16 protein-coding genes are annotated in these 14,385 nt (G+C 35.4%); 11 read left to right on the top strand and 5 right to left on the bottom strand.

The features are described from left to right. The first annotated feature begins 21 nt into the window (after window positions 1-21). Genes BHX94_RS05550 through BHX94_RS05540 form a run of 3 tightly spaced genes read left to right on the top strand, consistent with a single transcriptional unit; the run spans window position 22 to window position 2,710 of the window. Window positions 22-1,179: a nitrate/nitrite transporter gene (locus tag BHX94_RS05550; RefSeq protein WP_111745244.1), complete on the top strand. Its 1,158-nt coding sequence runs from the start codon at window positions 22-24 to the stop codon at window positions 1,177-1,179. 18 nt (window positions 1,180-1,197) lie between these two features. Next, a complete protein-coding gene (locus BHX94_RS05545; protein WP_111745243.1) occupies window positions 1,198-2,193 on the top strand; it encodes a ThiF family adenylyltransferase in 996 nt (331 codons plus the stop codon). 10 nt (window positions 2,194-2,203) lie between these two features. After that, the gene (locus BHX94_RS05540) at window positions 2,204-2,710 is read left to right on the top strand and encodes a MogA/MoaB family molybdenum cofactor biosynthesis protein (protein ID WP_111745242.1); all 507 of its coding nucleotides are present in this window, start codon (window positions 2,204-2,206) and stop codon (window positions 2,708-2,710) included. Here the strand turns inward: BHX94_RS05540 and moaC are convergent, their stop codons facing one another. After that, entirely contained in the window at window positions 2,711-3,187 is a 477-nt protein-coding gene (gene moaC, locus BHX94_RS05535; protein WP_096077557.1) for a cyclic pyranopterin monophosphate synthase MoaC, read from the bottom strand. It abuts the gene before it with no gap. A gap of 65 nt (window positions 3,188-3,252) precedes the next feature. Between moaC and BHX94_RS05530 the strand changes: the two genes are divergently transcribed. The 7 genes from BHX94_RS05530 (at window position 3,253) to desA (ending at window position 8,525) form a co-directional block, all read left to right on the top strand. After that, window positions 3,253-4,500 carry a molybdopterin molybdotransferase MoeA gene (locus BHX94_RS05530; RefSeq protein ID WP_111745241.1) on the top strand — a complete coding sequence of 416 codons (1,248 nt, stop codon included), beginning with the start codon at window positions 3,253-3,255 and terminating at the stop codon, window positions 4,498-4,500. Then, entirely contained in the window at window positions 4,494-4,997 is a 504-nt protein-coding gene (gene mobB / locus BHX94_RS05525) for a molybdopterin-guanine dinucleotide biosynthesis protein B (protein WP_111745240.1), read from the top strand. Before BHX94_RS05530 ends, mobB begins: the two co-directional genes overlap by 7 nt. After that, entirely contained in the window at window positions 4,984-5,424 is a 441-nt protein-coding gene (locus BHX94_RS05520) for a molybdenum cofactor biosynthesis protein MoaE (protein WP_096077554.1), read from the top strand. The genes mobB and BHX94_RS05520 overlap by 14 nt, the downstream gene beginning before the upstream one ends. Window positions 5,425-5,429: 5 nt before the next feature. Then, entirely contained in the window at window positions 5,430-5,663 is a 234-nt protein-coding gene (locus BHX94_RS05515; RefSeq protein ID WP_096077553.1) for a MoaD/ThiS family protein, read from the top strand. Continuing rightward, complete coding sequence (gene mobA, locus BHX94_RS05510; protein WP_111745239.1) at window positions 5,664-6,296, top strand: molybdenum cofactor guanylyltransferase; 633 nt, start codon at window positions 5,664-5,666, stop codon at window positions 6,294-6,296. After that, window positions 6,274-7,287 (top strand): GTP 3',8-cyclase MoaA, encoded by a 1,014-nt coding sequence (moaA, locus tag BHX94_RS05505; RefSeq protein WP_111745356.1) that lies wholly within the window; start codon window positions 6,274-6,276, stop codon window positions 7,285-7,287. Before mobA ends, moaA begins: the two co-directional genes overlap by 23 nt. Window positions 7,288-7,511: 224 nt before the next feature. Continuing rightward, window positions 7,512-8,525: a Delta(5) desaturase DesA gene (gene desA / locus BHX94_RS05500; protein WP_111745238.1), complete on the top strand. Its 1,014-nt coding sequence runs from the start codon at window positions 7,512-7,514 to the stop codon at window positions 8,523-8,525. Between the two features lie 58 nt (window positions 8,526-8,583). Here the strand turns inward: desA and BHX94_RS05495 are convergent, their stop codons facing one another. From BHX94_RS05495 to BHX94_RS05480, 4 genes are all read right to left on the bottom strand, one after another. Further along, window positions 8,584-9,618 carry an SDR family oxidoreductase gene (locus BHX94_RS05495; RefSeq protein WP_111745237.1) on the bottom strand — a complete coding sequence of 345 codons (1,035 nt, stop codon included), beginning with the start codon at window positions 9,616-9,618 and terminating at the stop codon, window positions 8,584-8,586. Window positions 9,619-9,696: 78 nt separating this feature from the next. Then, window positions 9,697-10,869, bottom strand: a complete 1,173-nt coding sequence (locus BHX94_RS05490; protein WP_232508194.1) for an MFS transporter — start codon at window positions 10,867-10,869, stop codon at window positions 9,697-9,699. A 16-nt stretch (window positions 10,870-10,885) separates the two neighbouring features. Next, window positions 10,886-11,311: a MarR family winged helix-turn-helix transcriptional regulator gene (locus BHX94_RS05485; protein ID WP_111745236.1), complete on the bottom strand. Its 426-nt coding sequence runs from the start codon at window positions 11,309-11,311 to the stop codon at window positions 10,886-10,888. A 103-nt stretch (window positions 11,312-11,414) separates the two neighbouring features. Continuing rightward, window positions 11,415-12,866, bottom strand: coding sequence for an NAD-dependent succinate-semialdehyde dehydrogenase (locus tag BHX94_RS05480; protein WP_111745235.1), 1,452 nt, complete (start codon window positions 12,864-12,866; stop codon window positions 11,415-11,417). A 119-nt stretch (window positions 12,867-12,985) separates the two neighbouring features. Between BHX94_RS05480 and BHX94_RS05475 the strand changes: the two genes are divergently transcribed. Further along, a complete protein-coding gene (locus BHX94_RS05475) occupies window positions 12,986-14,182 on the top strand; it encodes a putative multidrug effflux MFS transporter TcaB (protein WP_111745234.1) in 1,197 nt (398 codons plus the stop codon). Window positions 14,183-14,385: the final 203 nt, after the last annotated feature.

The raw sequence follows: 14,385 nt of genomic DNA, 5'->3' as shown, positions 1-14,385 counted from the left end.
TTATAAAAAAGGGTGAAACGTATGAACAAAGCATCAGGTAAAGTGCAGTTAACGCTTCAAACGTTCAGTTTATTAGCTGGATTTATGGCTTGGACAATTATTGCACCGTTATTACCATTTATGTCTCAGGACTTCTCAATTCCTGAAAGTCAGAAAGCAATCATTTTAGCAATTCCAGTTATTTTAGGTTCTGTATTACGTATTCCATTAGGATATTATGCAAACTTAATCGGTGCACGAAAGGTATTTTTAGGAGCATTTATATTCCTGCTCATTCCTGTATTTTTACTTAGTATGGCGCAATCGACTACAATGTTGATGATTGCTGGTCTTTTTCTAGGGGTTGGGGGCGCAATCTTCTCTGTAGGTGTTACAAGTGTGCCAAAATATTTCCCTAAAGAAAAGCATGGTCTTGCTAACGGTATTTACGGTATGGGTAACATCGGTACGGCAGTATCAGCATTTGCTGCACCACCTTTAGCGAACGCGATTGGCTGGAGTAACACAGTAAAATCATATTTAATCGTTATGGCTTTATTTGCTTTACTGAACTTCTTATTCGGTGATAAAGATGAACCGAAAGTTAAACAACCATTGATGGATCAGATTAAAGGTGTATTGCCAGAGTATAAATTATACTTATTAAGTTTCTGGTACTTTATCACTTTCGGCTCTTTCGTAGCATTCGGGTTATTCTTACCGAACTTTTTAGTTAATAATTTTGGTTTAGATAAAGTTGATGCTGGTATTCGAACAGGTACGTTTATCGCAATAGCAACGTTGCTACGCCCTGTAGGAGGTGTGCTTGGTGATAAGCTACGTGCAATGGATGTATTAAAAGTTGTATTTGTCGGATTAATCATTGGGGCAGCGATGCTTTCTATTAATCATCAAATCTTCTTCTTCACTGCAGGATGTTTAATCATCTCTGCTTGTGCTGGTCTAGGTAATGGTCTGATTTTTAAATTAGCTCCAACTTACTACTCTAAACAAGCAGGTATTGTGAACGGTATCGTATCGATGATGGGTGGCTTAGGTGGTTTCTTTCCGCCGCTAGTCATTGCTTTTTGTGCAGCGAGTTTCGGTACAAATAAACCGGCTTTCGCTTTCCTTACAGTGTTTGGTATAATTGCCTTAATAACAATGTTCTGGATGGATAAAAAAGAAGGTAGAAAGTAACTGAATTGAGGGGTAGTAATGACAAGATACGATAGACAAATAAAGTTTTACGGGATTGGTGAAAGTGGTCAATCATTCATTGAAAATGCTACAGTTGGTATTGTTGGGTGCGGCGCATTAGGCACACACTTAGCAGAATCTATTGCTAGAAGTGGCGTAAAAAAAATTGTTATCGTCGATCGTGACTATGTCGAAGTTTCAAATTTGCAACGTCAATCACTTTTTAAAGAATCAGATGCTGAACTGAGCACGCCTAAAGTTGTGGCATGTGAACGAGAACTAAAGAGTATACGCAGTGATTTAGAACTTGAAACTTATATAGCACATTGTGATGCGTCGCTTCTTGAAGCGGCGTTTTTGCAATGTGATTGTATATTAGATGCGACAGATAACTTTGAAACACGATTAGTTATCAATGATTTTAGTTATAAATATAATATACCGTGGATTTATGGTGCATGTGTTGAATCAACATATGTCGCTTGTCCGTTTATTCCAGGTGTAACACCATGCTTTAACTGTGTAATGGGCATACTTCCTGTAATGAATAGAACATGTGACACTGTAGGAATTATAGAGCCTGCAGTTAATCTTGCGACAAGCTATCAAATGATGTATTGTATGAAAATTTTAAGTAAAACATCATTTGATGCAAAACTCATATTCGGTGATGTATGGCAGATGGATCACACAGCTTTGAAATTTTCTAAAATGTTTGATGAAAGCTGTATAACATGTGGTAAAAATAAGACCTTTCCTAATCTATTGTTTAAGCAAACAGAGACGATGCTTTGCGGGCGAGATACAGTGCAATTTATGACGTTAAACTTCAATGAAGAGGAACTTATTCGTCATTTAAAAGAACAAAATATTGTGTTTAATGTAAATCCTTATTTTATAAGGTTTAAGTTTATGGATCGACCTATGATATGGTTTAAGGGTGGCAGATTGTTAATTCATAAAGTGAAGACAGTCAATGAAGCCAAAAAAATCTATAATCAATTATTTGGATAGGAGGATATCAATGTATAACGAACATGAAAATATCGAGCGTAAACAGTTAAAAGTAGGTGTAATTACAGTAAGTGATACACGTGTCTATGAGACGGATAAAGGGGGAAAGGCAGTAATTAAACATCTAGCTGATATAAATATTTCTGTCGATAAAGCACACTATTCAATCGTAAAAGATGATCAGGCTGAAATTCGAAAGGTGATTCAACATCTTTTACACGAGAAGGTAGATGCGATTATTACAACAGGCGGGACGGGAGTTGCGAAGCGCGATGTGACGATTGAAGTAGTGAAATCAGTCATCGATAAGGAAATGGAAGGGTTCGGAGAAATTTTTAGATTTTTAAGTTATACAGAAGATGTAGGACCGCGTGCGATTCTTTCACGTGCGATTTGTGGCACGAAAGATAACACGGTCATCTTCTCAATTCCTGGTTCAGTTGGTGCGGTAAATTTAGCGATGAAAAAGCTCATTACACAACAGATTCATCATATTGTGCATGAGCTTACAAAATAATTAACGGTTAAAATCGCCATTTTTTCCACCGGATTTTGACTCTAAATATGTTGGACCGATAATCATGCTTTTATCAACAGCTTTAGTCATATCATAGATTGTCAACGCTGTGGCGCTTGCTCCAGTTAATGCTTCCATTTCTACACCAGTCTGACCGGTTGTTTTAACGGTGCAAGTAATCAGTATTTCGTAACCATCTGTTGTATCCCATTCAAATGCAATATCGATGCCGCTCAAATTAAGCGGATGACACATTGGAATAATTTGTGCGGTGTTTTTGGCGGCCATAATGCCTGCAACTTGTGCAACACCAAGCACATCGCCTTTTTTATTAGTATGGTTGATGATCTGTTCGTAAATGATTTCATTTACTTTGATTGAACTTTTAGCGACAGCAGTGCGCGTAGAAATTTGTTTGTCTGAAACATCTACCATCTTAGCTCTACCTTGTTCATTAAAGTGAGTCAATTCGCTCATCGAATTACTTCCTTTCTTATATAATTATATTTATAATACTACAATTTTAGAGCGGGAGGATATATATGTTAGAGAAAAGGACACCAATACCTGTTAGTGAAGCGATTGAGAAATGTATCAAATATGCCAAGCAAAAAGAAGTTATAGAAATTAATTATCTTGAAAGTTTAAATTATGTTTTAGCAGAGGATATCATCGCTACTTATGATATCCCGATGTTTAATAAGTCTCCATATGACGGTTTCGCTATTCGTAGTGAAGCAAGTGCTGGAGCGAGCGGAGACAACCGCATCGCTTTTAAAGTAGTTGACCATATTGGGGCTGGTAGTGTAAGTGAGAAGGCACTTAAAGAAAATGAAGCAGTGCGCATTATGACAGGTGCTGAAATTCCTGCAGGTGCTGATGCAGTTGTAATGCTTGAACAAACTGTAGTTACAGATGATGGGTTTACACTAAGAAAGCCATTTACAAGTGGTGAGAACATTTCATTCCAGGGTGAAGAATGCAAAAAAGGTGATACAATCCTCGAGCGAGGTACGTTCATCAATGCTGGAGTGATTGCGGTACTTGCAACCTTTTCTTATGCAACAGTGAAAGTATATAAAAAGCCATCAGTTGCAATCATCGCAACAGGAAGTGAGCTTGTTGATATCGATGAAGCGTTATCACCTGGAAAAATAAGAAACTCAAACGGCCCGATGATTATGGGACTATGTAAAGATATGAATATCGACGTCCTGAATTATCATGTCAAAGCGGATGATTACGAAACGCTTTTTAAAGCGGTGCATGATGCATATCAAAAGCATGATATCGTTATTACTACTGGTGGCGTAAGTGTCGGCGACTTTGATTATATGCCGCAAATTTATAAGGACTTAGCAGCTGAAGTATTATTCAATAAAATTGCGATGCGCCCAGGTAGTGTAACGACAGTTTCTGTAAAAGAAAATAAATTTTTATTTGGATTATCGGGCAATCCAAGCGCGTGCTATACAGGATTTGAATTATATACACGTCCAGTGTTACGAACGATGATGGGTGAAAGAGATGTCTATCCAACATTTGTAAAAGCTGTATTATCCGAAGATTTTACGAAAGCTAACCCTTTCACGCGTTTTATTCGTGCGGATCTAGACTATAGAACGATGACTGTAAAACCTAGCGGATTTAATAAAAGTAATGCTGTAATAGCGATTGCTACGAGCAATAGTATGATTGTGCTGCCAGGTGGTACGAGAGGATTTGTGACAGGGGATACAGTTGATGTATTGGTAAATAGATTGTCGCCTTCAGACGGTGTCCCATGGTAAAAATATTACAAGTAGTAGGATATAAAAAAAGTGGCAAGACAACAATTATGAATACAATGATTCGTTTATTAAAGGCTAAAGGATTATCAGTTGCTGTTATTAAACATCACGGGGACAAAAATGGTGACGAAATTGATATACCTAAATCACGTGATCACATTACTTATATGGAAAGTGGTGCTGATGAGAGCATTGTACAAGGTTATCAGTATATACACAAGCTGATCAAACAAGAAGATAAAGATGCACTGAATAATTTAGACGATATTATTCAGCACGAGGTAACCTCTCATCCGGATGTAATTCTTATAGAAGGTTATAAGCAGGCAAATTATGATAAAATAGTATTATTTAAATCGACTGAAGATGAGTATGATTTAAAAAGATTAAACAATATAAATTTAATGGTTGATACTTCAAAAGATCAACGGGAATGCACTACAATGATTAAGACATTTATAAACAAATGGGTGGATGATACACGTGAAACAATTTGAAGTTGTAACGATGCCAATCGATGTTGAGCATTATAGGAAGATGACTGTAACACCGCATCAAGGTGCAGTTTGTGTATTTACAGGTATTGTCCGTGAATGGACACAAGGGATTAAAACAGAGTATTTAGAGTATGAAGCATATATTCCGATGGCTGAGAAAAAGCTCGCACAAATCGGTAAAGAAATTAATGAGAAATGGCCAGGAACAATTGTAAGTATTGCGCATCGCATCGGAAATTTACAAGTATCAGAAATTGCCGTTGTAATCTGTGTGTCTAGTCCGCATCGTAAAGATAGTTATGCTGCGAATGAATACGCAATCGAACGTATAAAAGAAGTCGTCCCGATCTGGAAAAAAGAAATTTGGGAAGACGGAGAAGAATGGATTGGTGGCCAACGCGGATACCATCCAAATTACAAAGGGTGATATAAATGAAAATATTATATTTTGCACATATTAAAGCTAAAGTGAATCGCTCTCAGGATGAGTTTACATTCACTGAGCCTATTTCAGTAAATGACTTGAAAGCACACTTAGGAAAGACATACCCAAACATTCAAGGTGAAAGCTATCAAATAGCTGTGAATGAGGAATTTGTCAAGGATGACGAAATGATTCAAAATAACGATATTGTTGCACTCATTCCCCCGGTAAGTGGTGGTTAGATGATAGGTGTAATACTTGCGGGGGGTAAATCTTCTCGTTTTGGAAGTCATAAATCGCTATATCCACTCGATGAGAAACCATTTTATGTACATGTTTATCAAGCAATGATTGAAAGTGGTATAGAGCGAATTGTACTAAGTTCAAATAAGATGTTATCGCAATATTTTATAGATGATATAAAGATGCGTAAGCTTGAAATTGAAGTAATTGTTGATGAAGTATCTTATAAAGAATGTGGACCATTATCAGGCATTTATGCTGTAATGCATGCAATTCCAAATGAAGACTATTGTGTAATTTCTGTTGACACACCTTTTGTTACTTCAGTCGCGATTCGTTACCTGATTGAGATGGCAGGAATACACCATAGATCAAATGTCATCTTATATCAAGATAATGAGCAAATACACAGAACGATTGCTGTATATCGCTATGCGTTATTACCAAGCGTAAAAGAATCGCTTGATGCAGGACGACTTGCATTAAAAGAATTGACGCAGCAAAATGCGAAATTAATTCATATCAATCGTATTAACAGTACACCATTTTGGTATGAAAATATCAATACAAAAGAAGATTTAAAACGTGTCCTAAAATTAAGGAGTGGATATTATGGGGCAAATAACAGATAAATTAGGACGTCCGATCCGCGACCTTAGAATTTCAGTAACGGACCGTTGTAATTTTAGATGCACATATTGTATGCCGAAAGAAATATTCGGAGATGATTATGTCTTCTTACCGAAAGATGAGTTGCTTTCATTTGGAGAACTTGTGAGGTTGGCAAAAATTTATGCTAAGTTAGGTGTAAAAAAGATTCGAATCACAGGTGGTGAACCTTTACTACGACGTGATTTGCCGACGCTTATTGCTGAACTTAATAATATTGAAGGCATTGAAGATATTGGTTTGACTACAAATGGCCTACTATTAAAGAAACATGGGCAGGCATTATATGATGCTGGATTACGTCGTATTAATGTATCGCTTGACGCGTTGGATGAATCATTTGAAGCAATCAATGGGCGTGGTATTAAGGCTAACCAAATTTTAGAACAAATTGATTATGCAGTATCTATCGGTCTGAAAGTGAAGATGAATATGGTTATCCAAAAAGGTTTAAATGATGATCAGATGATACCGATGGTGCAATATTTTAAAGATAAGAAAATTACGTTACGTTTCATTGAATTTATGGATGTGGGTAATGATAATGGCTGGAATTTTGATAAAGTTATCTCTAAAAAAGAAATGATTGAAGCCATTTCCAAAGCATTTGACATTCAACCCGAAGCCCCGAAGTATTTCGGTGAAGTGGCAAAGTATTATACGCATGATAATGGTGCAAAACTTGGATTTATCACGAGTGTTTCTGAGTCGTTTTGCTCAAGTTGTACGCGTGCACGTTTAAGTTCTGACGGTAAGATATTCGGTTGTCTTTTTGCGACAGATGGTTATGATATCAAATCATTTATGAGAAGCGGTGTAAGCGATGAAGCACTTGAAGCAAAGCTTACCAAACTTTGGAACAATCGTAGTGATCGTTATTCAGATGAACGCACTGAAGAAACTGTGAAAAATAGAAAAAGGAAAAAAATCAATATGAATTATATCGGCGGATAATTTTATTGTTATATAAATATAATAATAAAATAATATGTAAACTGATTGTATCGTGTTCATATAATGATAAATAATAGTAAAATAGCATTTGGTCTGTTTTTAAGACTAGGTGCTATTTTTTGTGTTTTATTATTTGGATTAAACGTTTATAATAGTTGAATAAAGACTTTTTGTAACTGATTAGGGAATACTGGCTTCATTATTATTTTATTTAGAGGTGACCTATGGAAAGGGATAAAAAGTTAATGTTAAGAAAAGCAGTAAAGCCGTATGAGAAATCTGAATTTCAGTTGAGTATCATACAAATTTTTAATACGCTCGTACCTTATTTACTATGTATCATTTTAGGCATGTTTGCGTATCAGGTTTCACCATTGATTTCAATTGCACTTGGTGTAGTTGGGGCGTTCTTTTTAGTACGTAGTTTCATTATTTTTCATGATTGTTGCCATGGTTCGTTTTTTAAGAACAAAAAGTGGAATGATCGTTTAGGAAATTTTACAGGATTTTTAACGTTATTTCCATATCAGCAATGGCGCAGAGAACATAATATTCACCACGCTACGAGTGGGAATTTAGATAAAAAAGGTGTCGGTGATATTTGGATGATGACAATTGAAGAATACGAAGCTGCTGATAAGAAGACACAACTTGCTTATCGCATATATCGAAATCCGTTTGTAATGTTTGTAATTGGTCCGATTTATTTATTGCTTATTTCAAATCGATTTAATCGTAAAGATGCAAGGCAAAAAGAAAAGATCAACACATGGTTGCATAATATAGCAATCATTGTAGTATATGGAGCGATTATTTATTTCTTCGGTTTGGGAATGTTTGCTGCAGTATTTATTCCAGTAATGTTTGTCGGAGGAATGCTTGGGATTTGGATGTTCTATATTCAGCATACCTTTGAAGAGTCTTATTTTGAAGAAAATTCAGAATGGGATTATGTAAAAGCTGCTGTTGAAGGTAGTTCATATTATAAGCTACCGAAATTGTTACAGTGGTTAACAGGAAATATTGGTTTCCATCACGTGCATCACTTAAGTCCGAGAATTCCAAACTATTACTTAGAGAAAGCACATGAAGAAACGCCGCCTTTACAGCATGCAACAACGATTACTTTAAAGAGAAGCTTAGAATCAATACGATATAAGTTATATGATGAGAAAAAGAAAGTGTTTATCACTTTCAAAGAGTATTATCAAAACTATGCAAATAAAAAAGTGATATAATGTAACTAACATGTTAATAAAAATGAAAAAAGGATTTGGACATTTGTCCGAATCCTTTTTATGATTTAAAGAATACTTCTATGATATGGTCGAGTTGTGCTGTCGTAAGGGTCAGTGTATGTTCTCCTGTTTTATCAAGCATTGCTTTTGTATTTGTTTCATCAAAAGTAATTGATTTTTTAAAATAAGGTTCGAATACTTCGATATAACCATTCAGGATAGCTTCCTGGTCGTTCATCGTATGTTGTTCACTCGTAGGTGCAACAGTCAACTGATTGAAGTTTAAATACTTTTTGATGATTTCTAGTATTGCTAAGTTTTCGGGTGGTTCGTTGTTTGTGATATGATAAATTTTCTTATCTTCGGCGTTTGGTATTGCGCGTGTCAAAACACGTACAACGTAATCCACTGGAACTAAGTTAGATGTACAGTTATTATCTGCAAATAATCTATATGTATGCTTATCGCTTTCTGGATTACGATCCATCTTGCGTTTAAAGACTTTCAATGCTTTCATAAAGCCGTACATTGTAAACTTAGAGTCCGCTTCACCTGTAACTGAATCTCCGATGATAATTGCAGGTCTTAAAATAGACGTCTTCATTTTTGAAGCAGCAACTAAATGTTCAGCTTTCACTTTACTTTCTTCATATGGATTATTTGTTTCAGCGTTGATATCATGTAATACTTCTTTTGCATCTTCAAGCATACCCACAGTATAAGCTGTGGATACATATAGGAAATGTTTCGTATTGATTTTTTCAGCAAATGCTAATGCATGCTGAGTACCTTCATAATTAATCTTAAATAAATCTTCTCTTAAATCTTCATCAAATTTTACGAGTGCCGCTAGATGATAGAAATAATCCATAGCTGGAAGAAGCGAAATCGTATCGTTATCTACACCAAAATCTTCTGCAGTAATATCACCTTTAATAAAATGTAATCTGTCTTTATTGTCTTCTGTAATAAGTTTATTTTTACGATGTTCATCGCGGTACAGAACATAAAGTTCATAGTCTTTATTGTAAAGCAAATTATCGATTAGTTGAGCGCCGACAAATCCGGTTGCGCCCGTTAAAAATATTTTCATATTAGTTCACATCCAAAAATTTTATAGTATAAATTATTGTCCTATAATTCATAACTATAGTAAAGACATACGAAAAAATTAAGAATATAAATGTGCTTTTCTACCATGTAATATGTAATATGCAATGCCGCCTATAATCACAAAGATGCTCATATAGCCGTATAAGCCATGTAAACCGATTATAGGGATAAATATACCAAGAATGTATGGACCAAACCCAAGTGCAAAGTCTAAAAAGATAAAATAAGTACTTGTAGCAAGACCCATCTTTTCGTGATCAGTAACTTTTACTGCGATTGCTTGAGCGATGGACTGGAAGTTACCATAACCAAAGCCTAGGAATGCAGCACTTAAAATTAACATCCAGGATGAATGTGTGAAGCTTAGTGTTAATAATCCTAAGAAATAAGATACTAATGCTGGATACATTACGATATTTGTCCCTCTATTATCCATTAACTTACCTGTAATAGGTCTTGAAACCAATACAACGCCTGCATAAGTTAAAAAGAAAAAACTGCCTGCAGTAATTAAGTTATTCTCTTTGGCGAAGAAAGAAATAAAACTGAGTACACTCGAATACGCTGTACAACAAATGAGAACGACGATAGAAATCGGAATGGCATTTATATCGATGTAATCTTTAATACTGAATCCACTTGGAGCATTTGAATGTAATCGTTTCACTTCTTGATTTACGGTGACCTGTGGCAATAATAGTAAGCCTATCATCGCAAGAACTAAACAAAAGATGAATAATTGTCTGAACGTAATGATTTGTAATAAAGATAATCCTAAAAATGGTCCGATAGCAGTAGCCATAACAGTACTCATACTAAAATAACTGATACCTTCACCACGACGTTTCATCGGTGTAATAAATGCAGCAATTGTCCCTGTAGCTGTAGAAGCGATACCATTCCCAATTCCATTTAAGAATCTGACAAGTAGCAATAAAGTAAGGTTGAAAGAAGTGAAGTAAAGTGCAGTAGTAATTGTAAAGATGATAACGCCGATAATAAGTACTTTCTTCTGGCCATAAACATCGATATTTTTACCTGCCCAAAACCTTCCGAATAAACTTCCGACAATAAAGATACCAGATACGAGACCTGCTGTACTTGTTGAAACATGATACTCATCTACAGCATAACCGCCGATTGTTACAAGTAATAAAAACATCGATAACATTAATATAAAATTGATTAAAGAGACCATGATAAATGGTTTAGTCCATAATTTTTCTTCCAAATATAACAAATCCTTTCTAATCTTCAGTAATTTTAATTGTTGAGAGTGCATCGTTAATAGTTTGTAAAGTTTCAACATCGATATCCTTTAAATAAGTGGTCTGAACAGATGTAATCATTATCATGACTTCTTCATAGACGGTATATCCTTTGTCGGTAGGGGTGAGGAGCCTTAATCTTTTATCTTGTCCGACTGAACTTTTAATAAATTCATTATTAATAAGAGACTGAATTATTTTTGTTGCGGTAGGTTTTTCGATATTACGTATCCTGGCGATTTCTACTAATGTCGTTGATTGCTTGTGCACGATTATCTTGAGTACAAGCCATTGTGCGGAGGAGAGACCGTATTGATTTAATGATTTGTTCATATAATCAACATATGCTTTTCTTATGGCAAGAATATGATCGAATAAGTGTATCTGTTGAAGTTCTCTGGACATCTTATATACTCCTTTATATAGTTAGGCTAACTAACTATATAAGTATATGAAAATAAATTAAATATGTAAATAAAAAAATGATGGCAAAATGCCATCATTTTAATTAAAGAAATTTTGTATTAATAAATTTAGCTGTAACGTATTCTTTAATACCAAGGTGAGAATTTTCTCTTCCGAACCCTGAATGCTTTACGCCGCCAAATGGTGTTTCTGGATTTGAAATAGCGACTTCGTTTATACCAACCATACCATATTCAAGTGAAGTAGCTATCGTTTGTATTGTTTTGCTATCTTTAGCATATGCATAACTTGCTAACCCAAATTCACTGTCATTAGCCATTTCGATGACTTCGTCTAAAGTATCAAAGGTAATGATCGGAATCACTGGACCGAATGTTTCTTCATAGAAAATATCCATCGTTCTATTAACATTATCTAAAATTGTTGGCTGGAAGAAGAAACCATTATCATATTCATCACCTGTTAAGCGATGGCCACCTGTAACAAGCGTTGCACCTTTATCAGTTGCATTAATAATCTGCTTCTTAATTTTATCGATAGCATCTTCTCGAATAAGTGGTCCGACATTCGTATCTTCGTTAAGACCATTTCCAACTTTAAGTGCTTCAACTTTTTCAGTAAGTTGTTTTAATACCTCATCTTTAATAGATTTATGAACAAAAATTCTATTTGGTGCAATACAAACTTGTCCGTTGTTACGGAATTTGGCAGCCATTAATCCTTCTACCGCTGCATCGATATCTGCATCTTCGTTGATGATAAATGGTGCATGGCCACCCAGTTCAAGCGACATTTTTTTTAATGTATCAGCTGATTGTGCATAGAGCGCTTTACCAATAGGTGTAGAACCTGTGAATGTTATCTTCTTCACTAATTTTGATGAAGTCATAGCTTCACCTATTTCTTTTGAGCTACCCATAACGATATTGGCAACACCTTTAGGTAATTTTGCTTGTTCAAATAATTCAAAGATGGCTAAAGCTGAAAGTGGTGTGTCACTTGATGGTTTAAGCACAACAGTATTTCCTGCTGCAAGTGCAGGTGCAATCTTACGGGTAATCATTCCGGATGGGAAGTTCCAAGGTGTAATCGCACCAACGACACCTACTGGTTCATAGGCGATTTCATACTTATGGTCATTTGGTGCAGGTATTGTTTCACCATACAAACGACGTGCTTCCTCAGCATTCCATCTAAAACTCTCAGCGCCAGCAATCACTTCTAGCTTCGATTCTTTTATTGATTTCCCTTGCTCGATTGTCATAATTTCTGCAAGGCGGTCAGCATGTTCTTCTAGTAAATCAGCAATGTTGTGTAAGTATTGAGTACGATCTTTTAATTCAAGATTTTTCCATGGTTGAAAAGCATCATAGGCTGCCTGAATTGCATCTTCTACCTGTGTCTCATCAGCTTGTGCAATTTTAGCGATAACTTCTCCTGTTGCAGGATTAATTAAATCTTTATAATCAGCGGTCTTTATCCATTCGCCATTGATAAATAGATCTTTATGAACATTATTAATTGATTCTGTCATGTATATCCCTCTTTCTAAATTTTCTTGTAGTTACATTTTCCCTCTTATATTGAAGTTAAACAAGTGATATGCATTATGGATTGATGTATACTAATAATTATTTCATTACGGAGGGTGCTATGAAACAAGGAGTAATAAAAGAACAAAATAAATTCATATTAGTAATTGTATTGGGGTTGTTAGCAGCATTCGGTCCACTTTCACTAGATATGTATCTTCCCGCGTTACCAAGCGTAGCAGATGAACTGCATACGACAGCATCGAATGCACAATTAAGTCTTACTGCATGTATGATTGGCCTTGCCGTCGGACAAATTTTTGTGGGACCACTCAGTGATATTATCGGAAGGAAGAAACCACTGGCAGTTGTTTTGTTAGTTTACGCGTTATCATCATTATTGGCAGCTACAAGTACTAGTATTGGTATGCTCGTATTATTCCGATTTATTCAAGGATTTTCTGGTGGGGCAGGAGCTGTTTTGTCCCGTGCTATATCAAGTGATCTATATAAAGGAAAAGATTTAACGAAATTTATGGCAGTCTTAATGCTTGTAAATGGTTTAGCACCAATTCTAGCACCCGTTATCGGAGGAATAATTTTAAGCGTGTCAACATGGCAAACGGTGTTTATCATACTATCGATATATGGTGCGTTGATGTTTTTTCTTTCTTTTACACTAAATGAAAGTTTGCCGAAATCAGCGCGTAATGAAGGGGCATTGAAATCAATCGTAAATGATTTCAAAAAACTACTCACCAATAAACAGTTTGTAACGGTATTAATGTTACAAGCTTTGACTTATGGTATTTTGTTTAGTTATATCTCTGGATCACCTTTTATAACTCAGAAAATATATCATATGAATGCACAACAGTTTAGTTATCTATTTGCTTTCAATGGTGTTGGTTTGATTATATTTAGTCAGATTACAGCGAAGTTAGTAGATAAAATGAGTGAAGTAAACATACTGAAGTTAGGTCAGACGATTCAACTCGTTGGAATGATAGCGACAAGCATCGTACTCATATTACATTTACCGATGTGGTGTCTATGGATAAGTTTCTTCTTACTGATTACACCGGTCAGTATGATTGGAACAACAGGATTTTCCATTGCGATGCAGGTTCAGAAACAAGGAGCAGGAAGCGCATCTTCAATTTTAGGATTGATGCAGTTTCTGGTAGGTGGATTATTATCACCACTCGTTGGGCTTATGGGAGAAACATCTGTCGTACCGTTTATAGTGATTATCGTGATATGCAGTTTACTGGCACAATTTATACGCATTAAGTTTTTAAAGGACATCACTTTGTAGTGATGTCTTTTTTTATGTAAAATTTATATATTTGTAATAATAATTTTACAACGATTTGTTATATGGAAGATATCACATAATGGAGGACAATCATGATTCAGCTACCACGCATTGTTATACTTGCAGATATATAGACCAATTAGTTTGTATGACCGAAGGCCGAATTTTAACTTTAAAGATGTTAAGCGCGGACTGCAATGTAC

The organism is Macrococcoides bohemicum, assembly GCF_003259675.1.
GTDB classification, from domain to species: domain Bacteria; phylum Bacillota; class Bacilli; order Staphylococcales; family Staphylococcaceae; genus Macrococcoides; species Macrococcoides bohemicum.
Note: the sequence above shows the minus strand (reverse complement) of the source record. Positions and strands in the feature narration are given on the sequence as shown.

What these genes read in the sequence shown, in the direction of transcription:
- BHX94_RS05540 (WP_111745242.1), top strand. Translation starts at nt 2,204, where the DNA reads ATGTATAACGAACATGAAAATATCGAGCGTAAACAGTTAAAAGTAGGT.
- mobA (WP_111745239.1), top strand. Translation starts at nt 5,664, where the DNA reads ATGATAGGTGTAATACTTGCGGGGGGTAAATCTTCTCGTTTTGGAAGT.
- BHX94_RS05530 (WP_111745241.1), top strand. Translation starts at nt 3,253, where the DNA reads ATGTTAGAGAAAAGGACACCAATACCTGTTAGTGAAGCGATTGAGAAA.
- mobB (WP_111745240.1), top strand. Translation starts at nt 4,494, where the DNA reads ATGGTAAAAATATTACAAGTAGTAGGATATAAAAAAAGTGGCAAGACA.
- BHX94_RS05480 (WP_111745235.1), bottom strand. Translation starts at nt 12,866, where the DNA reads ATGACAGAATCAATTAATAATGTTCATAAAGATCTATTTATCAATGGC.
- moaC (WP_096077557.1), bottom strand. Translation starts at nt 3,187, where the DNA reads ATGAGCGAATTGACTCACTTTAATGAACAAGGTAGAGCTAAGATGGTA.
- BHX94_RS05545 (WP_111745243.1), top strand. Translation starts at nt 1,198, where the DNA reads ATGACAAGATACGATAGACAAATAAAGTTTTACGGGATTGGTGAAAGT.
- BHX94_RS05475 (WP_111745234.1), top strand. Translation starts at nt 12,986, where the DNA reads ATGAAACAAGGAGTAATAAAAGAACAAAATAAATTCATATTAGTAATT.
- BHX94_RS05550 (WP_111745244.1), top strand. Translation starts at nt 22, where the DNA reads ATGAACAAAGCATCAGGTAAAGTGCAGTTAACGCTTCAAACGTTCAGT.
- desA (WP_111745238.1), top strand. Translation starts at nt 7,512, where the DNA reads ATGGAAAGGGATAAAAAGTTAATGTTAAGAAAAGCAGTAAAGCCGTAT.
- BHX94_RS05485 (WP_111745236.1), bottom strand. Translation starts at nt 11,311, where the DNA reads ATGTCCAGAGAACTTCAACAGATACACTTATTCGATCATATTCTTGCC.
- BHX94_RS05495 (WP_111745237.1), bottom strand. Translation starts at nt 9,618, where the DNA reads ATGAAAATATTTTTAACGGGCGCAACCGGATTTGTCGGCGCTCAACTA.
- BHX94_RS05515 (WP_096077553.1), top strand. Translation starts at nt 5,430, where the DNA reads ATGAAAATATTATATTTTGCACATATTAAAGCTAAAGTGAATCGCTCT.